Raw genomic sequence first — 22,659 nt, forward strand, 5'->3', positions numbered from 1 at the left:
AGATGAGTAATGATTTTCAATTTATAGAAGTCGATCGTAAAGATCCAACTAAACACGCCGCTTCGAAACGTTCAACTCAATTTATTGAGATTTATCAGCCGTTTTCTCAGCCTCAAGTGGCTGAGCAGGCAGACCGTTGTTTAGATTGTGGTAATCCTTATTGCGAGTGGAAGTGTCCACTGCATAACTACATTCCTAATTGGCTAAAACTGGCCGAACAAGGTCGTATTCTAGAAGCGGCAGATTTGGTTCATGAAACCAATACCTTGCCAGAAATATGTGGCAGAGTGTGCCCTCAAGATCGTCTATGTGAAGGGGCTTGCACCCTCAATGATGATTTCGGCGCAGTCACCATTGGTAATGTTGAAAAATACATTACCGATACTGCAATCAGCCAGGGATGGCGACCCGATATGACAAAAGTGAAGCCACGCAAAGAGCGCGTGGCAATTATTGGTGCAGGGCCAGCGGGCCTTGGTTGTGCTGATATCTTAAGTCGTAACGGTGTTAAAGCTGTGGTATATGATAAATACCCACAGATTGGTGGTTTGCTGACTTATGGCATTCCATCTTTCAAGCTTGATAAAGAGGTTATGGCCACCCGACGTAGTGTACTTGAAGGTATGGGCATTGAATTTAAAATGGGCGTTACCGTTGGTAAAGACATTCCCTTTCAAAGCCTGCTAGATGGTTATGATGCTGTGTTCCTCGGCATGGGTACCTACACAGCAATGAAAGCTCGCCTACCCGGTGAAGACAGTCAAGGTGTCATTCAAGCACTGCCTTACTTGATTGGTAATACTCATCATTTAATGGGCACTGAATGCTCTGAAAACCCATATTTAAGCCTTGAAGGTAAAAACGTGGTGGTATTAGGCGGTGGTGATACAGCTATGGATTGTGTCCGCACTGCTGTGCGCCAAGGGGCTAAAAGCGTCACTTGTGCTTATCGTCGTGATGAAGCAAACATGCCAGGCTCTCGCCGTGAAGTGCAAAATGCCCGCGAAGAAGGCGTCAACTTCTTATTTAACCGTCAACCGGTGGCAATCAAAGAGCAAGATGGCATAGTCACAGGCATTGAGTGTGTAGAAACTCAAATGGGCGAAGCCGATGAATCTGGTCGTCAAAAAGCTGAAGTCATTGCCGGTAGTGAGCAAACCCTTGAAGCTGATGCCATTATCATTGCCTTTGGTTTCCAAGCCAGCCCTGCAGCTTGGTTTAGCGACTTTGGCATTGAAACCAATGAATGGGGTTTAGTAAAAGCCAGTAAGTTTGACGATAACCCTTTCCAAACAACCAACCCGAAAGTGTTTGCCGGTGGTGATATGGTACGTGGTTCAGACTTAGTCGTTACCGCTATTGCTGAAGGCCGCGATGCAGCTCAAGGGATTTTAAACGCTTTTGAAGACGCATAACTCACTTTTGCAGCCACTGACAAGCCGCGGTCAATAACACAGCTTGGGCTGATTAATAGCAAAACTTGTGATAGAAAAGCTCTTAAAGCGCATCTTTTGATGCGCTTTTTTATTTGCTGAAATTGCTACTACACTGCTCATTCCCTGTTTGCTTTTGTGCTATATTAGCCGCCATTATTTAAATGAACTGTTTGAGACGCTAATTATGAAAATCGCTATTATCGGTGCAATGGAACCTGAAGTTGCTCACCTAATTGAATCAATGACCAATCCAGTACACTCAACTGTAGCGGGAATCGAATTCGTTGAAGGACAACTTTCAGGTAAAGATGTTGTCGTCACCCGTTCAGGCATTGGTAAAGTCGCAGCCAGCGTTGCAACCACATTAGTTATCAACAACTTTAAGGTTGACGCTGTGATTAACACTGGCTCTGCAGGTGGATTTGTTGACAGTTTAAATATTGGCGATATTGTTATTTCATCTGAAGTACGTCATCACGATGTTGATGTAACCGCCTTTGGTTATGAAATTGGTCAAATGGCATCGCAGCCTGCTGCTTTCATCCCTGATGAAAAGTTAGTCACTGCTGCAAAAGCGGCTATTTCATCATTAGGTGAAGCTAAGGTGATTGAAGGTTTAATCGCCACGGGTGATAGCTTTATTTGCGATCCTGAACGCACAAAAGTGATGCTGGCTAACTTCCCAACTATGGCGGCATGTGAAATGGAAGCCGCTGCGATTGCGCAAGTTTGTCATCAATTTAAGGTGCCGTTTGTTGTCATCCGCTCATTATCAGATAATGCTAACAACGACTCGCCTGTTGATTTTGATTCCTACATTGTAAAAGCAGGTCATTACTCAGCACTAATGGTCATTGCATTACTAAAAAACCTATAAAGAAGCCCAAGGTAATTTAATTTAGCCGTTATTGGCAGCAAAATGATGTCGTTCTGCCAATAGGGTTAACACTGTGGATGTGGACTAATAAGGTGCTATGACATTGTTTGATAGTTCTTTTTACCAACAGCTCATTACGGTTGATGGTAGTTTTCTAGCCAACTGTCTGGTGCTTTTTATGGCGTTGCTCATTTCTAGAGTGGCGCCAATACCTAGACATTTGCAGCCAATTGTTTTTTTTCAGCTACTGGCTAATAAATTAAGCGCGAAAGTTAACCATCCACAGCGTTCTTCTCAACAGCAAGTTACCGCCGGCCTACTCGCAACACTGTTACTGATTTTACCACTGTGGTTTAGCGTCTACTTTATCTTGTCGCTGGCAGTGTACCCTTGGTTTTTTGACTTTTTATTAGTGTATTTTTGCATCAGTGACGCAGGCTTTAGACCCGTCGCGAATGACGTTGTAAACTCCCTAAAGCTTAATGATAAACAACGAGCCAAAAAGTTACTGAGCCCATGGCTAATTCAGCAAACTGATAGTTTGTCAGAAGTCGGTATTTGTAAAGCCACCATTGAAAGGCTATTAATCAGCCCAAGTTATGGCACTGTCGCCACCATCTTATTTTTTGCCATTGGCGGTGCCCCCTTGGTGTTATTTATCCATTTGCTACGTCAATTAGAACATTGCTGGCCTAATTACGTGCCGCAATACCGCTACTTCAGCGCCCCTATTTATGCCCTCAACCAAATAATTTTTGCTATCCCCAGTTTACTGTGGAATCTGACTTTAATTTTGCAAGGCAAATTAAAAAACGTATCAGCATTAGTTAAACAGCCAGCTCATACAGCTGGAGTGTTCGGTTACTCAAGCTTATACATTGGCAGTAAAGTGTTGGAAGTGGAGTTAGGCGGGCCGCAAAAATTTATCTTAAAACACCAATTGCAACGAGTTGAATTAAGCAAGATAAACCCATCAAGAATGCCGCTTACTCAAGATATCCGCAACGCGATCAGCTTGACATCATGGGCAATCAGCTTTTGGATTTGTTTTACCATTGCCATTCCGATTTTGTGGACCGCATTAAGGTGGTTTCAAGCGATGTAACTTTATTATAAAAAGGTTATTATACCCAGCTTAGTCATTTTTGTTGTTTGATGTAGAGGCGACTCCTTTTGTTAGATAATCTGCAAATATCTTTAACGACCCCAGGTTTGTTATTCCCAGCTATTTCATTATTGTTGTTAGCTTACACTAACCGTTTTTTCGCATTAGCAGCTTTAATCAGAAACTTAAGCTCCTCAGGTAAGCCAATTAATAGCGAACAAATTAAAAACCTTCGTCAGCGCATTAAGATTATTAGACGCATGCAAGAAGCAGGCGTCATCAGTTTTGCCATCTGTGTCATTAGCATGATTTTTATTTATTTGGGGCTGTTTGATATCGGCTCAATGGTATTTGGGGTGAGTTTATTATTTTTACTTTATTCACTGATTTTATCTGTAGTTGAAATCCGTATTTCGGTCGATGCACTCAATATCCACTTAAAAGAGCTTAGCAATGATTGAGTGGATTTACTTTTTTGACTTGTGTGGCACCGCGGTCTTTGCCTTATCAGGCGCATTAGCCGCAGGTAAGCATAAAATGGACCCATTTGGGGTAATTGTTTTGGCCTCAGTGACCGCCATTGGTGGCGGCAGTATTCGTGATGCGCTTATTGGCTCAACACCGGTGTTTTGGATCAGTAACCCCAGTTATGTGGTGGTCATTTTGGCAACCGTGATTGCCTGTTTCATTTTAGTTCGTAAACCTCATAAATTACCTAAGTTAACCCTCCCCATAGCCGATGCCTTTGGCTTGGCTCTGTTTACCGTGATTGGTGCAGAAAAAGCATTGCAACTAGGGTTATCTGGCATGTCTGCGGTGATCTTAGGTTTAATCACCGGTGTCGGTGGTGGTATTATCCGAGACTTATTATGCCAGCAAGTGCCTATGGTACTGCGCACCGAAATATATGCCACTGCCTCTATTGTTGGCGGTATCTGTTATACCTTGAGTATTGCAGTTGGCATGGATAGCACTTACGCGCTGTTTTTGGCCATGTTTAGCACCTTGATTATTCGCTTAAGTGCAATTCGCTGGCATTTATCATTACCTGCATTCGATTTAAAAACTAAGGGCCATTAGATGCGACTCATTTTATTAGTATGCTGTTTATTGAGTAGTATTTGGAGCACTTCAAGCCTGGCTAATAGCGGCGAAATGCCAAAACAGCAGCAGCTTGCAGTGCAATACATGCAAGCATTAACCAGCCATGATTACCGCACTTTAAAGAAGTTTTATAATCGTGAAAGCGTCTTTTTTGATAAAACCGCCAATGTAAAATACACCGGCGGTCGTCATATTATCGAGTTTTTCCAGCGCGCCCATGATGGCGTTCTTGAGTATAAATTGAATATTGAGCACATGTTTAATACTGGCTCTTTAGTGGTACTCATTGGTAACTACCACCTTAGAGGCCCAGGTGATCAATTTGGCAAACCCGGCAAGATTATTGAAATCGCCGTGCCTGGTGTTACCACCTTAAAGTTCGATATGAAAACCGAGCGGGTGACAGAACAAGTTGACTTAATGGACTATCAAACCATGTCCGATCAACTTGAGTCACAATAAAGTTAACTCGCGCTAAAAACCTGTGTAGATTGCCATTATTTGGTAAATTTTACCCATAAAAAAACGGCTCATTGAGCCGTTTTTTGCTTTTAGGGATTAAGCCCCATCAGAATTTATTGTCTGCCTATACAAGCGAAACTTTAGCAAACTTGCGCTTACCTACTTGGAATACCGCGGTCATACCCGCAGTAAATACCTGACGCGTATCAGTGAGCTTTTCGCCATCCATTTTAACCGCGCCTTGCTTGATCATGCGCATGCCATCAGATGTTGAAGCAACCAGTGCCGCACTCTTAAGTAAGTTAGCAATCGCTAAGCCTTCGCCAGCTTCAAGCTCAACTTCTTCGATATCATCAGGAATAGCGCCCTTCTGGAAACGATCAATAAAGGCTTGATGTGCTGAGTCTGCTTGAGCTTGATCATGAAAACGAGCGATGATTTCTTTTGCTAAGGCAATTTTGATATCACGTGGGTTCTGACCGTTTTCAACATCTTGCTTAAATTGTGCAATTTCAGCCAATGGGCGGAATGACAACAATTCAAAGTAGCTCCACATTAGGTCATCTGAGATTGACATAATTTTGCCAAACATCTCATTTGCAGGCTCGCTAACACCAATGTAGTTATGTGCCGATTTAGACATTTTCTTCACGCCGTCTAAACCCACTAATAAAGGCATCATGATCACGGTTTGTGGCTTTTGCCCTTCCGCTTTTTGTAACTCACGACCCATTAATAGGTTGAACTTTTGATCGGTTCCGCCTAATTCAACGTCAGCTTTTAATGCAACTGAATCGTAGCCTTGCAGTAATGGATACATAAACTCATGAATTGCAATTGATTGACCACCAGCATAACGCTTTTTAAAGTCATCACGTTCCATCATGCGTGCAACGGTTTGTTGTGATGCTAAACGGATCATACCAGCAGCGCCCAGTGACTCTAACCACGATGAGTTAAACTCAATGCGGGTTTTTGCCGGGTCAAGAATTTTAAATACCTGCTCTTTGTATGTTTCAGCATTGGCCAGTACATCTTCACGAGTTAATGGCGGGCGCGTGGTGTTTTTACCACTAGGATCACCAACCATACCGGTAAAGTCACCAATAAGGAAAATCACCTCATGACCTAACTCTTGGAAGGTACGTAGCTTATTTAAGATCACCGTGTGACCTAAATGAATATCTGGAGCGGTTGGGTCTGCACCTAGTTTAATTCTTAAAGGACGACCTTCTTTAAGTTTTTCTAGCAGATCAGACTCAACTAAAATCTCGTCAGTACCGCGTTTAATTTCTGCTAACACTTGGTCTAAATCAGCCATTTCGCACCTACTCCTGCAGCTTGGATAAAAAATAAGACGCCTATGTTACTTGTTAGCCACAGTAATTGAAAGTGTGTACACTAAGGGGATTACAACGAAAAAGAGAAATTGGTACCTAGGTCAATGGCAAAGTTTATCACTTTATTTAAATTGCTCCCTAAAGTGCACCAAATTGCACTGTGTTCATTAGTTATTCTCACGATAGTTATCGTGTTATTCCCATCTGATAATGCCCAAGCATCCAAACAAGCTAACACTGGTACAGTTGATATTTCCGATAGAATTGGCATCCAAGACCCTTTGTCTGAAGAAGGTCATGTCAGCAACAATGACAAACAAAGCCAATACTCTGTACCGCTGGCCTTTAGAACCCCTACCCCGCCTGGAGGCAGCGCCCCAGCAAACACTATAACGGCAAGCAATAATGATGCTCAGCTTCGCCCTTCGCAAGAAAGTAATCCTATTGCTGATTTAAACCCATTAATGACAGCCTCAGACGGCTTATTAGCCACCCAAGCAGATGTTGAAAATGCCGTACCCTATCGTGAAGCAGATTTACTGTCACATAAAACCTTTAAAGTCGCTAAAGGTGACACTTTTGGTGGCTTAGCCAATAGAGCAGGCTTAAGTCCAAAAGATGTTTATCAAATTACCCGTTTGCCTGTATCTAAGAAAAATTTACTCAAAATCATGCCCGGTGAAGAGATTATTGTCTCTAAAGATGCCCAAGATGAAGTGACTCAAATTAGTTATCAAATGGACAAAGTCTCTACCCTATTGATTTCAAAGTTTGATGATAAATTCGAAGAAAAGGTCAATGTTAAGTCCATTACCTTAGAAACGAAGTTCATCACCGCCAATATTAGTACTAATTTTTGGAGCGCTGCAGCCAGCGCCGGTTTATCAGCTAACCATATTATGCAACTTGCCAACATTTTTGGTTGGGATATCGATTTCGCTCTAGATATACGTAAAGACGATCATTTCTCATTGATGTTTGAAGAAGAGTTTGTTGATGGCCAATTTATTGGTACCGGCAACATTTTAGCCGCCGAATTTGTTAACCAAGGTGAGCGCTACACAGCTGTACGTTATACCGATGGCGAATATTACTCAGAAACAGGCAGTAGCATGCGAAAAGCCTTCCTTCGCTCACCTGTTGACTTTAAATATGTCAGCTCAAGCTTTAATCCGCGTCGCTTACACCCAGTCACAGGCCAGGTTAGAGCACACCGTGGCGTAGATTATGTGGCTGCTATTGGTACCCCTATTAAAGCTGCAGGTCGCGGTAAAGTGATTGAGTCAAGTTATAACAAATACAATGGTAACTATGTCTTTATCAAGCATAACGATACCTACACCACTAAATATCTGCATCTAACAAAACGCAAAGTAAAACGTGGCGAAACCGTTAAGCAAGGGCAGATTATTGGTACTTTAGGAAAAACAGGTCGCGTTACTGGCGCTCACTTACATTACGAATTTATCGTTAATGGCGTGCATCGCAATCCAAGAACCATCAAGTTACCGCAATCTAAGCCAATTGATAAAAAAGAAAAAGCGCAGTTTGATATACTCAGCAAGCAAATAATGGCTAAAATTGAGCAAAACAAGCAGCAGCATTACGCCAGTAATTAACCTATGATGCCGCGATTGAACTAGCGTTTCTCTAGTCACCCATTCCTTTGTTGGGCTAGTTTCATACAGAATCTAGCCCGCTTCATAAATGAGCCAATACCATGGATAAACCTCAGTATTATATCGGTTTAATGTCAGGCACCAGTATGGATGGTGTCGATGCTGTTTTAGTTGATTTTAGCAATAACCAAACCCGCTTAATCGCTACCTATACGGTAGCAATTCCAGAGCATGTTCTGCATCAATTACACCGTCTATGTAGTCCTAATAATGATGAACTGAACATTATGGGCCGCATGGACAGAAGTATGGGCTTACTGTTTGCACAGGCGGTCAACGAATTATTAGCAACCACCACTATTAATAAAGCCGATGTCATAGCCATTGGTAGTCACGGCCAAACCATTCGCCACATGCCCAATCTTGAGCATGGTTTCAGCTTACAAATTGGTGATGCGGATACCATAGCGGTTACCACGGGTATTAACGTCATTGCAGACTTTAGGCGCAAAGATATTGCCTTAGGCGGTCAAGGGGCGCCGTTAGTACCAGCATTTCATCAAGCGTTATTTGCTAAAGCTCACACACCACGGATTATTTTAAATATTGGCGGCATTGCTAATATCACTTACTTGCCAGGGGAATCTGATCAGGTTATTGGATTTGATACAGGCCCAGGTAACACCCTCATGGATGCATTCATTCTGCAACAGCAGCAGCTCAGTTTTGATGAATCAGGTCAATGGGCCGCATCAGGTAGCACCAATGCCGAGTTATTAACTCACCTGTTAACTCACCCGTACTTTGCCATGGCCTATCCTAAAAGCACTGGTAGAGAGCTATTTAATCATGCTTGGCTTGAGCAGCAATTGGCTAATTTTTCTCATCTAGCACTAGAGGATATTCAATCCACGCTACTTGATCTTAGCTGTCAGACAATCGCCAATGATATTAATCAACTCACGGATACTGGCGATATTTTTGTTTGTGGCGGCGGCGCTTTTAACACTGAGTTGATGCAGCGTTTAGCCATGCTGGTGCCTAACTTTACCCTGTCAAGTACCACAGCAATCGGTATGGACCCCAAATGGGTTGAAGCCATCGCCTTTGCCTGGCTTGCTATGAGACATCACCACGGCTTAACGGCCAACTTACCCGCTGTGACTGGCGCAAGTAGAGCGGCGATCCTTGGCAGCTTTTACAGCGCTATTTAGTAAGTGAATAGATAGCAATACTAGTACCTAAACTCGCTATCAAAACTCGATATCAAAGCGATGCATATAACTGAACAAAAGTGAGTAGGGTTTCACCCACAAGCTTTGTTCAGCGTTAATACTTTTTCTTTAAATTCCCTCTCTTGTACAAAGTCACATTGTAATAACGGTAAATTACTGCTTAACTCTTTGTAGTGATTAATTTTTGTTCGCACAGCAGTATTCAATTTAAATTAAGGAAGGTTAAATGAGTATTTCGCAAAAAATGTTTGCAGAGTTTCTAGGAACCTTATGGTTAGTGTTAGGCGGCTGTGGTAGTGCGGTATTGGCCGCGGCTTTTCCTGAAGTAGGTATTGGGCTATTGGGCGTATCCTTAGCTTTTGGTTTAACCGTACTCACCATGGCATTTGCCATTGGTCATATTTCTGGCTGCCATCTAAATCCAGCAGTTTCATTTGGTTTATGGGCTGGGGGTCGCTTCCCCGCATCTGAGCTAGCGCCCTATATTATTGCCCAAGTGGCTGGCGGTATTGCTGGCGCAGGTATTTTATACCTTATTGCCACAGGTCAAGATGGCTTTAGTTTAGCAGGCGGTTTTGCCTCAAATGGTTTTGGTGAGCACTCTCCTGGTGGCTACAGTTTAACGGCGGTATTAATTACTGAAGTGGTAATGACGTTATTCTTTTTATTAATCATCTTAGGTGCCACAGACTCTCGTGCTCCTACGGGGTTTGCCCCGATTGCGATTGGTTTAGGGCTAACGTTAATTCATTTGATCAGTATTCCAGTATCAAATACCTCAGTTAACCCTGCTCGTAGCACTGGGCCTGCATTATTTGTCGGCGATTGGGCGGTATCTCAGCTGTGGTTATTTTGGCTTGCACCCATTGCAGGGGCGATTATTGCAGGTTTGATTTATCGCTTTTTTGAAAAGCCAGCTGACAATGCATAAGCACACTCATTAGCCATTGAGTCACGAATAAAAGAGCACCTTGAGTGCTCTTTTCTTTTTCAATCTAAAAGTCGATGTTATCATGAGCCACCGACGGGATTTGGTAACGCTAAAGCTTGCTCTTTAGCTGCTCAATTTAGCCAATACCGCAACCTATTTACTTATTTTATTGAGAATACACCATGAGTAGCAAACCAAAATCTATTGCCGACCAATTAAACATGACCCCAGAAGCAAGATACGATTACCTTGTTGAGCAAGTTAAGCAAGAGCAGCAAATCTGGAGCCTACAAGATCAAGATGGCTGCGTGATGCTCACCACTGAAGATGAAGATTGTATTCCAATGTGGCCTTCTGAAGATGCGGCAAAATTATGGGCTGTTGATGAATGGAGTGATTGTGAACCATTATCAATTCCACTTAATGAATTTCAACAGCGTTGGGTAAGCGGTATGGAAGAAGATGATTTATTCATTGCCGTATTCCCAGTTCATGAAGATTTGGGTGTAGTGATCCCACCATTTGAACTTGATTCACGTTTAACGCCGAAAAAGCAATCAAAGCACTAACTCTTAAGCAAAACATAATTCTTAAGCACAAACATAATACTTTAATACAGATATAAACCATGACAGATAAAAATGTGACCACAAGCGAGATATGCCCTGATAAAGATAATACTCCCGCAATGGAGCAAAGCGCTGAAAGCCAAACTAAAGCTGTTTTCCCTAAAAGGTTAATGGCTTTATTGGCGGTCTACGTTATCTCGTCCGTCAGCGGTTTAATGGCCCAGCAAGGTGTATTGCTCTGTATATTGACCTTAATGATGGTGCTCGGTATTACAGGACGTCAAAAAGCGGCTTTATACATGCTTCGTGGCTACGGGATCTTGCAGCTGGCCTTATATAGCATGCTACCTGTCATTATGTATGATCCTGACAACTTAGTCGCTGGGCCGACTACTTTTGATTTTGGCTTTATGCAAATGGTACTGCCTGATTGGATTATCTTTACAGCGCTAATTATTTTGGCATTAATCCAAGTGTGGATTAGCTTTAATGCAAAAGTGCTGAAGTGGTTTAAGCCGCGGATGAACTTCAATATTATTAGTTGATTTGATAGTCAATTTAAGACACAAAAAAGCCGTCACATGACGGCTTTTTTATTGGTCTCAGTTTAGCTATTAAACTGAGAAACTGGCCCCACAACCACAGGTTGTTGTTGCATTTGGGTTTTTCACGAAGAAACGTGACCCTTCTAAGCCTGAAGTGTAGTCAACTTCACCGCCAACAAGATATTGAAGACTCATAGGATCAACAACCAGTTGTACCCCTTGCTTTTCAATAGTGAAGTCACCTTCATTCACTTTTTCATCAAAAGTAAAACCATACTGGAAACCTGAACAACCGCCTCCAGTTACGTATACTCGAAGTTTTAATTCAGGATTCTGCTCTTCTTCTAGCAGCCCTTTAACTTTAGTTGCCGCAGCATCGGTAAATTGGATTGGCATTGCTGCATCTGTTTGTTCAGTCATTACTACCTCTAACTTCAGTTTCAGATCGGGATTATCTATTACCTGACTAATTTGTTCAAGTATTACCCTTAGTTCTTTTTTAGCTTTCTAGTAACTCTGCGATATCGAACGTTTGCTCAATACGTCCACCTCGTACCCCGCGGGCAGCTGAGACTAGCACTACCGCTTTTACACGTTGTAAAGCAAAGCCTTCTGGCAGGTTCATTTCAGTATCAAATATTTGAAAGTAGCGAAAACCAAATGCAAATTTTTCAATATCAATGTCAGATAATGAAATTTCAACTTGCTGTTCATGTTGTAAACCCACCAACACAATATCTGCAACCCCTTTAACGCTGGTTTTACGCTTTTGGTTTTGGGTCAAAATTAATCTTAATTGATAACTATTGGCGACTAAGCCTTTTGACAGTTCGAGACCATGGATAGCAATGCCATCCACCTCTTTTTCTGGTGACACTAAGCTGCGATAAAATGCTAACTCTTGTTCGATAGTTTTTTGCTGTTGCAGTTGTTCTTTGAACATGGTTTGCATGTTGCTATTGGCTTTTTCAGCAATTGATACTGCCATTTCAAGCCGTGAAATCACCAGAGATTGTTTCTGGTAAGCCGTTTGTAATGCCTGAATTTCTTCCGCATTAAGCTCGGGTTCTATCACTTCTGACATAACAAAATGTTGGCTCAGCACCCCAATGGTGAAACTAATCACAATCAGCCCAAATAAATACAGACCTGAAGTGCGCTTTTTTCGTTCTAAAACTTGCAAGCGGTTCAGCAAGCGACGATAATTTAACATTAGGTAACAAGCCTTTAATAAAATACAATGCTAACAATATGCCCACAGATGGAAGTTAGGCAATAAAGTGCAATTCAAGTTTAGTAAAGCCGCTATTATTCACACCAAAGCAGTTACACGCAAATATCTTCGTAACGATTTGAGAGATAAACTTTCTCAAGCGAAAATTAGTGTGCAACTTTGTGCGTTAGCGCTTCTATTTGCTCTCATTACCTCCGGTGTGATCATCTTATTTCGCTTAACCTTGAACTGGGCACAAGTGTATACCCTTGCTGAAGCCACCCATTTCACTGACACAGTCAGTGATTGGCGCACTTACTTACCCATTTTAGGCGCATTACTTATTTGGTTGGTGGCTGGTATTGGTTCCAAACGCTATCGCCGTATGGGCATTGCCTATGTCTTACACCGATTCAAATTACATTACGGCAAAGTGCCGTTACCATCGGCTGCGGGTCAGTTTTTTCAAGCATTAATTGCGCTAGTGGCAAATTTTTCAGTGGGTAAAGAAGGCCCAGCTATTCACCTTGGCGCGGTGAGCGCGAGCTTTTTAGCTGAAAAATTTAAATTGCCTGACAACAGTGTGCGCATTATGTGTGCCAGTGGCATTGCTGCAGGTATCGCCGCCATTTTTAACGCGCCATTAGCCGCTGTATTATTTGTATTTGAAGTGATTGTGCGCGAATACAAGATTCATTACTTCTTTCCGATCATGCTTTCAGCCATATGTGGTGCATTATCAAGCCAGTTAGTTTTCGGCAATATTCATGAATATGACTTAATCAACGTCACTCGTATTCCGTTAGATCAATACCCAATTCTTGCCATAGGCGGTATCGTTTTAGGCTGCACTGCGGCGCTGTTTAATCACTCATTACTTAAAATGACCGCCATTGGTCAGCATTGGCCTTTAATTTATCGATTAATGATTGCCGCGGTCATCACCACCTTAATCGGCTTAATACTGCCACAAGCACTAGGCTCTGGTGATTTAGCCATTGAAGCCGCCATTAGCGAGCATCCAAGTTTATGGTTTTTAGGCGCATTGCTTGTGGCTAAAATAATCGCCACCATTGCTGCAATCAGTTTTGGCATTCCTGGTGGCTTAATTGGCCCCTTGTACGGAATAGGGGCATTAATTGGCGCCATGTTAGCCCTTGTTAGTGCGATTTTTTTCCCGTCAATTGCGCCTTATGTTGGCCTTTATACCGTGATCGGAATGACGGCGATGATGGGGGTGTGTTTAAGTGCGCCACTAGCCGCATTAGTGGCACTATTAGAGCTCACCAATGACGCTGCGATTATTTTACCTGCCATGTTTGTCACTATCCCCGCCTTTTTGATTGCCTATCAGGGCTTTAATACCAATTCGGTTTTTTTAAAACAATTGGACATTATGGGACTTGGCTATAAAGTGCCGCCGGTTAATCTTGGGCTGCAAAAGAAAGGCGTACGGGCGCTGATGGATAAACGCTTTGTGATCGTTAATGACGATAATGACTTACTGCTTGAAGTCATGAAACGTGCGCAAGGCCGCCCAGTGATGGTACGTAATGCTGATAACCAAATTGAAATGCTCAGCCTTGAGATGCAGTCCTTTGAAGATAAAACCACCCTTTCACGGCATTTGATGCACGGCGTTGCTGATACCGCAACCTTAAATGAAGTGTACGAGCTATTGTCACTAAAACGCAGTGGTGAAGTGTATATTTATCAGAATAATACCAATAATGTCGTTGGGGTCATTAGCTGGGCAAACCTATGGCAAGAAATCCGTTCTGGGCAAGTATAATTGGCGTGAGATCTTAAATAACAGAAATAATCATTAGCATGATTTAATATTGGTTCACTCTCTGTTAAAATCTCGCCTCAGCCACCCTACATAACCACTGAGTAGATAGTTCTATTTACTCGCCTAATAATTGGAAATCAGGCTGATGACACAGTTTACAGGTTCTCACATCCTTTCAGTTAACCAACTGAATATTGATTCAATCAACACTATTTTCAACGTTGCCAATGATATGACCCCTTATGCACTTCGTGAAAAACGAACCAAAGTGCTTGATGGCGCCATTTTAGGTAATTTATTTTTCGAACCTAGTACTCGCACTCGAGTCAGCTTCGGTTGCGCATTTAATTTACTTGGTGGCAACGTAAGAGAAACCGTCGGCATGGGCTCATCCTCATTGTCTAAAGGTGAATCACTTTACGATACAGCAAGAGTATTATCGACTTATTCAGATGTTATCGCTATGCGCCACCCGGACGCTTTTTCAGTTAAAGAATTCGCACAAGGCAGCCGCGTTCCTGTGATAAATGGCGGTGATGGCGCTAACGAGCACCCGACACAGGCTTTATTGGATTTATTTACCATTCAAAAAGAATTGGGGCATCACGGACAAGATATCAGCGGCATGCACATTGCCATGGTCGGTGATTTAAAACATGGTCGCACGGTACATTCCTTGTCACGTTTGTTATGCATGTATAAAGATGTGAAGTTCACATTAATTTCACCAACTGACTTAGCAATGCCTGACTATGTGATCAGTGACATTGAAAATGCTGGTCATCAGATCACAATTACAGATCAGCTAGAAGGTAATTTACATCAGGCTGATATACTCTATTTAACTCGCATTCAGGAAGAGCGATTCCCTTCACAAGATGAAGCGGATAAATATCGCGGAAAATTCCGTTTAAATCACAGTATTTACACCAAACACTGTAAATCTAACACTGTGATAATGCATCCATTGCCAAGAGACTCTCGTGCTCAAGCCAATGAATTAGATAATGATTTAAATAGCCATCCTAGTCTGGCAATTTTCAGACAAGCTGATAATGGCTTACTTATAAGAATGGCACTTTTTGCTCTAACACTTGGGGTTGAAAATCAACTACAACAATACGAGTGCCCCGTTAATTGGTATTCACGCAAAGCCGATAAATAATTGGCTAACGACTTAAAAGGATTACACATGACCCGCTCAGAAGCGCTTTTTGAACAGGCTAAACAAACCATCCCTGGTGGCGTTAACTCTCCAGTCCGTGCATTTAATGGTGTCGGTGGCTCGCCACTGTTTATCGAAAAAGCCGATGGTGCATATATCTTTGACGCTGATGGTAAAAAATACATCGATTACGTTGGTTCTTGGGGCCCAATGATCCTTGGCCACAATCACCCACAAATTCGCCAAGCAGTATTAGACGCTGTGGAAAATGGCCTTTCATTTGGTGCGCCGACTGAACTTGAAGTCAAAATGGCTGAAAAAGTGATTGAGATGGTGCCATCAATTGAACAAGTTCGTATGGTAAGTTCTGGTACTGAAGCGACCATGAGTGCGATTCGTTTAGCACGTGGCTTCACTAACCGTGACAAAATCCTTAAATTTGAGGGTTGTTACCATGGCCATGCTGACTGTTTATTAGTAAAAGCAGGTTCTGGCGCGTTAACTTTAGGTCAACCTAGCTCACCAGGTATCCCTGAAGATTTTGCAAAGCACACACTTACCGCGGTTTATAACGACCTAGATTCAGTACGTGCTATCTTCGAGCAACACCCTGAAGCGATTTCTTGTATTATTCTTGAGCCAGTTGCTGGCAACATGAACTGTATTCCTCCGGTTGCCGGCTTCTTAGAAGGCCTGCGAGCAATTTGTGATGAATTCGGCGCATTGATGATCATTGATGAAGTAATGACAGGCTTCCGCGTGTCTAAAAGCGGCGCTCAAGGTCACTACAATGTGAAACCAGATCTTACTACCCTAGGTAAAGTAATCGGTGGCGGCATGCCAGTGGGCGCTTTTGGTGGTCGTAAAGATGTGATGCAGTTTATTGCACCTACTGGCCCAGTTTACCAAGCAGGTACTTTATCAGGTAACCCAATTGCGATGACTGCAGGTCTTGCACAAATGGAAGCCCTTTGCCAAGACGGTCTTTATGACGAGTTAGCAGCAAAAACTAAACGTATTGCAGAAGGCTTTAAAGCCGCTGCAGACAAGCACGGTATACCACTTAACATTAACTATGTTGGCGGCATGTTTGGCTTCTTCTTCACTGAAGACACCAGCCCTATTACTAGTTTTGATCAAGTGACTAAGTGCAACATGGAGCATTTCCGTAACTTCTATCACCTTATGCTAGATGAAGGCGTTTACTTAGCACCAAGTGCTTATGAAGCAGGCTTCTTATCAATGGCTCATGGCGAAGAAGAACTTGAAATGACCCTAGCGGCAGCAGATAAAGCTTTTGCGGCGTTAAAAGCACTGTAATCGCCCGATAAAATAAAAGGGGTTGATAGCATTGCTATTAATCCCTTTTTTTGTAACTAAATAAGAACGAAGTTGCAACAACCCTGTTTGTGTGATGAAATTCCGCGCACTGAAACAAACCAATATTAACTTGGTTTGCCTACTTTCATTTTAGCAATCTAGCTTTGCTAAGCAGCAATGGAAATATCAATATGTTTGAAGTCTTTCTCATATCGCTGGCAGTACTTGCCTTACTCAGTATTGTGTTTGAAGAAGTCACTCATATTAACAAAGCCAAAACCACGCTATTTCTTGGCTGTATTGCTTGGATTAGTTTATTCATCTCTGCTGCTGGCACCGACAAAACCCCATTCATTGCCGCAGAGTTAAACGACAATTTACTGGAAATTGCCACCTTGTGGTTATTTCTCATGTCGACAATGACCTTTGTGGCTTATCTCAACGCCAAAGGCATGATCCAGCTGTTAGTACAAAAAATCTTTCCGCAGCAAGTTTCTGTCAGAATGCTGATGCTGCAAGTCGGCCTTTTTGCACTGGTACTATCCACCTTCTGTGACAATGTCACTGCCACCTTGGTGTCCTTAGGCTTATTAACCACATTTAATTTAGCAAGTCGAATGCGTCGCCGTATGGCAGTATTAATTATCTTCGCGGTTAACTCAGGCGGAGTAGCCTTGATAACGGGTGATGTCACCACCTTAATGATATTTCTTGCCGGTAAAGTGCAAATGTCACAACTACTGATTTTGTTTTTACCTGCCGGCATTAGTGTGATGCTATTAGCGCTGTTGTTCTCTCTAAACGCTGAAGGTCATGTCAGTACCACACCGGTAGATAAACAACTAAACCCTATTGATATCATTATCGGACTGATTTTCTTAGTCACGATTGTTCTGACAATGCTATTTAATATCTTATTTGATATTCCGCCCGTGCTTACCTTTCTTGCTGGATTATCGGTGATGTTTTTAGTTGGGCGTACCAGTCACACTAAAAAAGAAGAAATTCAAATTTTAGAGTACATTCGCCAAGTAGAATTTGACACTTTACTATTCTTTTTAGGGATTTTATTGCTTGTAGGCATGCTCAAGGAAATTGGCACTTTGGAGCTACTGACGCAGGCTTATGGGCTGTATAACCCAGCGATATCGAACTATTTTGCCGGAGTTGGCTCAGCAATTTTAGATAACGTACCACTGACTGCGGCGCTACTTAAAGCAGAGCCAGTACTCACCACAGCCCAATGGTTAGGTTTAACCTATTCTGTCGGTGTCGGAGGCTCACTACTAGTCATTGGCTCTGCTGCGGGGATTATTGCCATGAGTAAGATAAAAGAGCTCACCTTTGTGAGTTACTTAAAATACTTTCCTGCATTATTACTGTGTTACTCCGTGGGTTATGGCTTAACGATTTTAATCGCTAATCAGATCCATAGCTAAGGTGTTAGCTTTCAGACTAAGCGCTAAAATAATCAGAGCTAATAACTAAGCGCTAATAGTCTGTGCAGGCCCGATACTCTGCGCTAGTAGCACACATAAAACAATAAAGGCGCCATTGGCGCCTTTATTAAAATCAGAGATTAACTAAAGAAGTTACCCAAACTAAATTGCTGGCACTTTAAACTCTGAGCCATCGATTTCAAGTACCACATCTCTGGGTCTAATTTCGATAATTTTAAGCTTACCACTGATCACATCGCCTTCTTGAAGCTCTGCACCATCAATGTTTAACCAGCGATTATTTGCATCAGAAGAATAGACATGAGCCTGAATATTAAACTCTGGTACTTGTAATTGCACACTGGCAGGTAGCTCACCGTATTTAGGGATGCTATCTGATTTCGGAGTAGGGATTGGGTCAAACTCAGCTTCAGTCACAGGTTTATTGGCTGATTCTTCATATTCAACATCTTTAAGAGCGGCTTGAAAAGCGGCCATTAAATTATTCGATTGCTCAGCAGTTAACTGATTTTTTTCTGGGGTGTTTTGGGTAGCGGTCACTTCATTGCTCACGCCTTGCTGCTCAAAATTGACGTTTTCAGCTGCGGTTGCCACTTTCATCTGCAGTGCAGTTAAATCCGATGTTTGCTTGTAGTTAGAATTGGCCCCTAAAATAATCGCATCTTCGCCATAGAGCGCGGTTAACTCAGCGGCAGTTAACTGCCTTTGGGAGTTATTCGAGCTAGCATTTGCAGTACCTGTTGAACTTACAGCGGTGGCTGCAAGCTCATTTTGCGATAGTGAGCTTACTTGACCTCGATTACTCTCATTCAAGCGATATTCATACTGGGTATTATCACCACTATTTGATGGACTCTTTGCAGGTGAATCACTTGAAGATAAGCTATTTAAAGACGAGTTATTTGAAGATAAGTCATAGCCAGCAACAGCTTGTGGTTTTGCCAAGGGCAAAGCCACTTTATTAGCAATCCTTATTTCTGCTGTGCCCGCTTGAACGGTATTTAAACTCAGGCTTTGTTGCGATGTGGCTTGCTTAACAGCTTCATTTTCCTGACTAGAACTTACCCCTGAATTCGCCGTTAAAGTCGGTTTCACTAATCTCGCTAAGCCCCAAGCAGATAACACACCTAATAAGATCACTGAGATTAACACCAGCGCCTTGCCCCAAAGCTGACGTAACCAATGCTGGTTAGTCGCTGGTTTATAACCAGCCCTTGGGGTTAATACCGCATCAGGTAATTCGCCCATCTGTTGCTGTTTTTCTTTGGTCACGGCATCTAATAAAATAGACATTAGCTGCGCCCTACTTTAGTTAATCTTGGGCCTTGCTTGCTGAGGTATAAGTTAAGCTGCACCAAGGTTTGGTTCCCTGCTATGCCATCAGATTTAAGTCCATGTTGACGCTGAAAGGCCATTAAATCTTGCTCTAAGGTATCATCGAAACGGTTTAATAATCTCGGCGCTCGTTGTTGCACCAAGGCTAAGTTATTTTCTAACCATTGAATTTGCGACAAACTGGATGTTTGACCAATTTCACTTGGCATTACTCCATCGGTTTGCCATAAAATTTCAAAGGTGCCGCTAAAATGACGGTTAAACCAATCCTTGCTGACCCAAAGCTGCTGCTCATTTAATTGCAGTAATACTTGCTCACCTTCGCGAGCTACCACAACCCCATAGAATTGCTTAGCTTGCTGATCTTCTAAATACACCACCGCCGGGTAATTAAGCCTTGCAATACTGTTCCAGTTCCCCTGCTGCTGATGGCACAACAGCCCTTGCTCAGTCGCTGCTTGGCAAGAAGATAAACCAATAATGGGTTGTTTTCCCCATAAGGCAAACAGTCCAGCAAATGCATTATCAATGCTGCGACTTTGCGCCATTGCGGCGCGGACAATGCTTTGATTGCGATTAACTTGTGTTAATGCCACAGGGACAACATCTTCAATAACAGCTACTTTATCAACCGCTTGTTTATTGACTAAAGCACTCGCCTGCTCTGAGCCGACCTGTTGAGGAAAAAAGCCATAAAAAGACACCCCAAAGGTAATCACTAATGTCGCAGCAATGGTTAAAGGCCAATGGGAGCGAGTCTCAACCGGCATTTCACCTAATACTTCAGCAGCAGCTTGCTTAACCATATGCTGATCGATTGGCACTTTTGATTGGCCATAACCGGCCATTAAGGCTCGTTCACACAACAGGTTAGTTAAGCGTGGAATACCGCCACTGTACTTATGTAATGCTTTGCAGGCTTTTTTAGAAAATAACGGCTCAAAACGCCCAGCGACTTGTAATCGATGTTGCACATACAAGGCTATCTCTTCAACGGTCAAAGGCAACAAATGATATCTTGCGGTAATTCGCTGGGCTAACTGACGTAGCTCTTGACGCTTAAGCAGTTGCTGTAATTCTGGCTGGCCAATAAGAATCACTTGCAGCAGTTTTTTGGTATCTGTTTCAAGGTTAGTCAGTAATCTTAGTTGCTCTAACACCTCAGGGCGCAAATGCTGCGCTTCATCGATAATTAATACGGTATTGCGGCCATTTTTATGATTATTGAGTAAATACTGGCTGATTAAGTCGGTCAGTTGTTTAATTGAAGGAGCATCACCATAGCTAATGGCAAGTTCATCACACAAGGTTGCCAGTAACTCTTGTTCAGTTAATGAAGGATTAAGTATAAAAGCAGTATCCGTGTGCTCAGGTAATTGCTTTAATAAACAACGTGACACAGTGGTTTTGCCAGTGCCAACCTCACCAGTTAATAACACGAAGCCACCGGTCTCGCCCAGACCATAGGTTAAATGCGCTAATGCTTCTCGGTGACGGTCGCTTAAGAACAAATAATGTGGGTTTGGTGCGATTGAAAATGGATTATCATTTAATCCATAAAATGCTTTATACATCTGGCCAAAAATCCTTATCTATAACTGACGGCTCAAGTTATATCTTGCCGTACTGCTTGTCAAAATTTAGCAGCAGAAATGTTAGTCGTGCTAAGATTTATCTTAAGATACTTAAGATAAAGCTCCTTAGGCAAAAACATTTATGAAAATCTATTTAGTGGGTGGCGCTGTACGTGACGGCATTTTATCACTTCCAGTCAAAGATAAAGACTATGTGGTAGTGGGCGGTTCAACCGAGGAGATGTTCGCCCTTGGCTATAGTCAAGTTGGCCGTGATTTCCCCGTTTTTTTGCACCCTAAAACCCAACAAGAATATGCCTTAGCACGTACCGAAAGAAAAAGCGGCCAGGGGTATTCTGGTTTTAGCTGCGATGCCAATAAAGAGGTAACACTGGAACAGGATTTACTGCGTCGCGATCTAACCATTAATGCCATGGCCCAAGATGACCAAGGCAATCTATACGATCCCTATGGCGGCATGGCGGATATTGAAAGTCGCCAATTACGCCATGTGTCGGATGCATTCATTGAAGATCCATTACGGGTTCTGCGGGTTGCCCGATTCGCGGCGCGTTTTGCCCACCTTGGTTTTACTATCGCCCAAGAAACAATAGCACTGATGCAAAGTATCTGTGACTCAGGCGAGTTAGCGTATTTAACGCCTGAGCGCGTGTGGCAAGAGCTAGATAAAGCTTTAAGTAGTCAGAACCCTGAAGTCTTTTTTGAGCAGCTGCGTAGTTGTGGGGCGCTTAAGGTGCTATTTCCAGAGATAGATGCCTTGTTCGGCGTACCTCAACCTGAAAAATGGCATCCAGAAATTGACTCAGGCATTCATACCATGATGGTATTGCAAGCCTCGGCTAAGCTCACTGATAAAAAAACCATTCGTTTTGCCGCTTTGCTTCATGATTTAGGTAAGGCCATCACCCCTGCAGAGCTTTGGCCAAAACATCATGGGCACGGCCAAAAGGGCTTACCGATAATCAAAAAGCTAGTACAAAGAATTAAAGCCCCAAATGAATACAAGGAATTGGCACTGCTGTGCAGCGACCAACATCAAAATATCCATAATGCGCTAGAGTTACGCGCTGAAACCATTATAAAGATTTTTGATAAGGGTGATTTTTGGCGCAAACCGCAACGCTTAACAGACTTACTATTATGTTGTCAGGCCGATATTCAAGGTCGAACAGGTTTTGAGCAAGCGCAGTATCCTCAAAGCGAGTTTTTAACCCATTGCTTTAACATTGCTAAAGAGGTCGATGTGCAACAGGTGATTAGTGATGGGTTTAAGGGCGCAGAAATTAAACAGCAGTTGAGCATACGCAGAGCTGAGGCCATTAGCCTGTATAAAAAAAGCCAAGTACAATAAGCGTTGCAATTGTAACGTTTAAGCATTCGTGATGCACTAAACGAAACCTTAGCACTACTTCAATATCAGAGTGATTAACCTAATACTAACGCCGTAGATTATGCCTTTTTATAAATTTCTACAGATGAATATCCTTATATTAATTGGGTTTACGCTGTTTTTTATGATTTTTTTTGCCCATTTGTGTAGCAAAATACAATAGCTG

21 protein-coding genes are annotated in these 22,659 nt (G+C 42.5%); 16 read left to right on the forward strand and 5 right to left on the reverse strand.

Annotation, left to right across the window (positions count from 1 at the left end):
- The first annotated feature begins 2 nt into the window (after nucleotides 1-2).
- The 6 genes from BCU57_RS11300 to BCU57_RS11325 all read left to right on the forward strand — a co-directional run bounded on the left by BCU57_RS11300 (nucleotide 3) and on the right by BCU57_RS11325 (nucleotide 4,984).
- Nucleotides 3-1,415, forward strand: a complete 1,413-nt coding sequence (locus tag BCU57_RS11300) for an FAD-dependent oxidoreductase (protein ID WP_102439252.1) — start codon at nucleotides 3-5, stop codon at nucleotides 1,413-1,415.
- 205 nt (nucleotides 1,416-1,620) lie between these two features.
- On the forward strand, nucleotides 1,621-2,313 hold the full coding sequence (locus tag BCU57_RS11305) for a 5'-methylthioadenosine/adenosylhomocysteine nucleosidase (protein ID WP_102439253.1): 693 nt from the start codon (nucleotides 1,621-1,623) through the stop codon (nucleotides 2,311-2,313).
- Nucleotides 2,314-2,410: 97 nt separating this feature from the next.
- Nucleotides 2,411-3,418, forward strand: coding sequence for a cobalamin biosynthesis protein (locus BCU57_RS11310; protein ID WP_102439254.1), 1,008 nt, complete (start codon nucleotides 2,411-2,413; stop codon nucleotides 3,416-3,418).
- 80 nt (nucleotides 3,419-3,498) lie between these two features.
- Nucleotides 3,499-3,879: a DUF2721 domain-containing protein gene (locus BCU57_RS11315; RefSeq protein WP_102439286.1), complete on the forward strand. Its 381-nt coding sequence runs from the start codon at nucleotides 3,499-3,501 to the stop codon at nucleotides 3,877-3,879.
- On the forward strand, nucleotides 3,872-4,498 hold the full coding sequence (locus tag BCU57_RS11320) for a trimeric intracellular cation channel family protein (protein ID WP_102439255.1): 627 nt from the start codon (nucleotides 3,872-3,874) through the stop codon (nucleotides 4,496-4,498). The genes BCU57_RS11315 and BCU57_RS11320 overlap by 8 nt, the downstream gene beginning before the upstream one ends.
- Complete coding sequence (locus tag BCU57_RS11325; RefSeq protein ID WP_102439256.1) at nucleotides 4,499-4,984, forward strand: nuclear transport factor 2 family protein; 486 nt, start codon at nucleotides 4,499-4,501, stop codon at nucleotides 4,982-4,984. It begins immediately after the preceding gene.
- Nucleotides 4,985-5,108: 124 nt separating this feature from the next.
- On the opposite strand, the gene tyrS is transcribed toward BCU57_RS11325, so the two are convergent.
- Nucleotides 5,109-6,305, reverse strand: coding sequence for a tyrosine--tRNA ligase (gene tyrS, locus BCU57_RS11330; RefSeq protein ID WP_102439257.1), 1,197 nt, complete (start codon nucleotides 6,303-6,305; stop codon nucleotides 5,109-5,111).
- Nucleotides 6,306-6,428: 123 nt separating this feature from the next.
- Here tyrS and BCU57_RS11335 point away from each other — a divergent pair, with 123 nt between their 5' ends.
- The 5 genes from BCU57_RS11335 (at nucleotide 6,429) to BCU57_RS11355 (ending at nucleotide 11,223) form a co-directional block, all read left to right on the forward strand.
- Nucleotides 6,429-7,943 carry a peptidoglycan DD-metalloendopeptidase family protein gene (locus BCU57_RS11335; RefSeq protein ID WP_102439258.1) on the forward strand — a complete coding sequence of 505 codons (1,515 nt, stop codon included), beginning with the start codon at nucleotides 6,429-6,431 and terminating at the stop codon, nucleotides 7,941-7,943.
- A gap of 101 nt (nucleotides 7,944-8,044) precedes the next feature.
- Nucleotides 8,045-9,157 carry an anhydro-N-acetylmuramic acid kinase gene (locus tag BCU57_RS11340; RefSeq protein WP_102439259.1) on the forward strand — a complete coding sequence of 371 codons (1,113 nt, stop codon included), beginning with the start codon at nucleotides 8,045-8,047 and terminating at the stop codon, nucleotides 9,155-9,157.
- Between the two features lie 247 nt (nucleotides 9,158-9,404).
- Nucleotides 9,405-10,109 (forward strand): aquaporin Z, encoded by a 705-nt coding sequence (gene aqpZ, locus BCU57_RS11345; protein ID WP_102439260.1) that lies wholly within the window; start codon nucleotides 9,405-9,407, stop codon nucleotides 10,107-10,109.
- Nucleotides 10,110-10,291: 182 nt separating this feature from the next.
- Nucleotides 10,292-10,678: a DUF2750 domain-containing protein gene (locus BCU57_RS11350; protein ID WP_102439261.1), complete on the forward strand. Its 387-nt coding sequence runs from the start codon at nucleotides 10,292-10,294 to the stop codon at nucleotides 10,676-10,678.
- Between the two features lie 119 nt (nucleotides 10,679-10,797).
- Nucleotides 10,798-11,223 (forward strand): hypothetical protein, encoded by a 426-nt coding sequence (locus BCU57_RS11355; protein ID WP_102439287.1) that lies wholly within the window; start codon nucleotides 10,798-10,800, stop codon nucleotides 11,221-11,223.
- A 69-nt stretch (nucleotides 11,224-11,292) separates the two neighbouring features.
- Here the strand turns inward: BCU57_RS11355 and erpA are convergent, their stop codons facing one another.
- The gene (gene erpA, locus BCU57_RS11360; RefSeq protein WP_055024237.1) at nucleotides 11,293-11,643 is read right to left on the reverse strand and encodes an iron-sulfur cluster insertion protein ErpA; all 351 of its coding nucleotides are present in this window, start codon (nucleotides 11,641-11,643) and stop codon (nucleotides 11,293-11,295) included.
- Between the two features lie 79 nt (nucleotides 11,644-11,722).
- On the reverse strand, nucleotides 11,723-12,436 hold the full coding sequence (locus tag BCU57_RS11365) for a DUF6776 family protein (protein WP_102439262.1): 714 nt from the start codon (nucleotides 12,434-12,436) through the stop codon (nucleotides 11,723-11,725).
- A 67-nt stretch (nucleotides 12,437-12,503) separates the two neighbouring features.
- On the opposite strand from BCU57_RS11365, the gene BCU57_RS11370 reads away from it, so the two are divergent.
- The 4 genes from BCU57_RS11370 to nhaD all read left to right on the forward strand — a co-directional run bounded on the left by BCU57_RS11370 (nucleotide 12,504) and on the right by nhaD (nucleotide 18,152).
- Nucleotides 12,504-14,228, forward strand: coding sequence for a chloride channel protein (locus tag BCU57_RS11370; protein ID WP_102439263.1), 1,725 nt, complete (start codon nucleotides 12,504-12,506; stop codon nucleotides 14,226-14,228).
- A 145-nt stretch (nucleotides 14,229-14,373) separates the two neighbouring features.
- A complete protein-coding gene (locus BCU57_RS11375; RefSeq protein ID WP_102439264.1) occupies nucleotides 14,374-15,393 on the forward strand; it encodes an aspartate carbamoyltransferase in 1,020 nt (339 codons plus the stop codon).
- Between the two features lie 27 nt (nucleotides 15,394-15,420).
- The gene (hemL, locus tag BCU57_RS11380) at nucleotides 15,421-16,713 is read left to right on the forward strand and encodes a glutamate-1-semialdehyde 2,1-aminomutase (protein ID WP_102439265.1); all 1,293 of its coding nucleotides are present in this window, start codon (nucleotides 15,421-15,423) and stop codon (nucleotides 16,711-16,713) included.
- 191 nt (nucleotides 16,714-16,904) lie between these two features.
- Nucleotides 16,905-18,152: a sodium:proton antiporter NhaD gene (gene nhaD, locus BCU57_RS11385; RefSeq protein ID WP_102439266.1), complete on the forward strand. Its 1,248-nt coding sequence runs from the start codon at nucleotides 16,905-16,907 to the stop codon at nucleotides 18,150-18,152.
- A 162-nt stretch (nucleotides 18,153-18,314) separates the two neighbouring features.
- Here the strand turns inward: nhaD and BCU57_RS11390 are convergent, their stop codons facing one another.
- Both BCU57_RS11390 and BCU57_RS11395 read right to left on the reverse strand, forming a co-directional pair.
- Nucleotides 18,315-19,466 carry a general secretion pathway protein GspB gene (locus BCU57_RS11390; protein WP_102439267.1) on the reverse strand — a complete coding sequence of 384 codons (1,152 nt, stop codon included), beginning with the start codon at nucleotides 19,464-19,466 and terminating at the stop codon, nucleotides 18,315-18,317.
- Complete coding sequence (locus BCU57_RS11395) at nucleotides 19,466-21,082, reverse strand: ExeA family protein (protein ID WP_102439268.1); 1,617 nt, start codon at nucleotides 21,080-21,082, stop codon at nucleotides 19,466-19,468. Before BCU57_RS11395 ends, BCU57_RS11390 begins: the two co-directional genes overlap by 1 nt.
- A 142-nt stretch (nucleotides 21,083-21,224) precedes the next feature.
- On the opposite strand from BCU57_RS11395, the gene BCU57_RS11400 reads away from it, so the two are divergent.
- On the forward strand, nucleotides 21,225-22,454 hold the full coding sequence (locus tag BCU57_RS11400) for a multifunctional CCA addition/repair protein (protein ID WP_102439269.1): 1,230 nt from the start codon (nucleotides 21,225-21,227) through the stop codon (nucleotides 22,452-22,454).
- Nucleotides 22,455-22,659 lie beyond the last annotated feature (205 nt).

The organism is Shewanella sp. 10N.286.48.B5 (genome assembly GCF_002874355.2).
Lineage (GTDB): Bacteria > Pseudomonadota > Gammaproteobacteria > Enterobacterales > Shewanellaceae > Shewanella.

What these genes read in the sequence shown, in the direction of transcription:
- BCU57_RS11300 (WP_102439252.1), top strand. Translation starts at nt 3, where the DNA reads ATGAGTAATGATTTTCAATTTATAGAAGTCGATCGTAAAGATCCAACT.
- BCU57_RS11305 (WP_102439253.1), top strand. Translation starts at nt 1,621, where the DNA reads ATGAAAATCGCTATTATCGGTGCAATGGAACCTGAAGTTGCTCACCTA.
- BCU57_RS11310 (WP_102439254.1), top strand. Translation starts at nt 2,411, where the DNA reads ATGACATTGTTTGATAGTTCTTTTTACCAACAGCTCATTACGGTTGAT.
- BCU57_RS11320 (WP_102439255.1), top strand. Translation starts at nt 3,872, where the DNA reads ATGATTGAGTGGATTTACTTTTTTGACTTGTGTGGCACCGCGGTCTTT.
- BCU57_RS11325 (WP_102439256.1), top strand. Translation starts at nt 4,499, where the DNA reads ATGCGACTCATTTTATTAGTATGCTGTTTATTGAGTAGTATTTGGAGC.
- tyrS (WP_102439257.1), bottom strand. Translation starts at nt 6,305, where the DNA reads ATGGCTGATTTAGACCAAGTGTTAGCAGAAATTAAACGCGGTACTGAC.
- BCU57_RS11335 (WP_102439258.1), top strand. Translation starts at nt 6,429, where the DNA reads ATGGCAAAGTTTATCACTTTATTTAAATTGCTCCCTAAAGTGCACCAA.
- BCU57_RS11340 (WP_102439259.1), top strand. Translation starts at nt 8,045, where the DNA reads ATGGATAAACCTCAGTATTATATCGGTTTAATGTCAGGCACCAGTATG.
- aqpZ (WP_102439260.1), top strand. Translation starts at nt 9,405, where the DNA reads ATGAGTATTTCGCAAAAAATGTTTGCAGAGTTTCTAGGAACCTTATGG.
- BCU57_RS11350 (WP_102439261.1), top strand. Translation starts at nt 10,292, where the DNA reads ATGAGTAGCAAACCAAAATCTATTGCCGACCAATTAAACATGACCCCA.
- BCU57_RS11355 (WP_102439287.1), top strand. Translation starts at nt 10,798, where the DNA reads ATGGAGCAAAGCGCTGAAAGCCAAACTAAAGCTGTTTTCCCTAAAAGG.
- erpA (WP_055024237.1), bottom strand. Translation starts at nt 11,643, where the DNA reads ATGACTGAACAAACAGATGCAGCAATGCCAATCCAATTTACCGATGCT.
- BCU57_RS11365 (WP_102439262.1), bottom strand. Translation starts at nt 12,436, where the DNA reads ATGTTAAATTATCGTCGCTTGCTGAACCGCTTGCAAGTTTTAGAACGA.
- BCU57_RS11375 (WP_102439264.1), top strand. Translation starts at nt 14,374, where the DNA reads ATGACACAGTTTACAGGTTCTCACATCCTTTCAGTTAACCAACTGAAT.
- hemL (WP_102439265.1), top strand. Translation starts at nt 15,421, where the DNA reads ATGACCCGCTCAGAAGCGCTTTTTGAACAGGCTAAACAAACCATCCCT.
- nhaD (WP_102439266.1), top strand. Translation starts at nt 16,905, where the DNA reads ATGTTTGAAGTCTTTCTCATATCGCTGGCAGTACTTGCCTTACTCAGT.
- BCU57_RS11390 (WP_102439267.1), bottom strand. Translation starts at nt 19,466, where the DNA reads ATGTCTATTTTATTAGATGCCGTGACCAAAGAAAAACAGCAACAGATG.
- BCU57_RS11395 (WP_102439268.1), bottom strand. Translation starts at nt 21,082, where the DNA reads ATGTATAAAGCATTTTATGGATTAAATGATAATCCATTTTCAATCGCA.
- BCU57_RS11400 (WP_102439269.1), top strand. Translation starts at nt 21,225, where the DNA reads ATGAAAATCTATTTAGTGGGTGGCGCTGTACGTGACGGCATTTTATCA.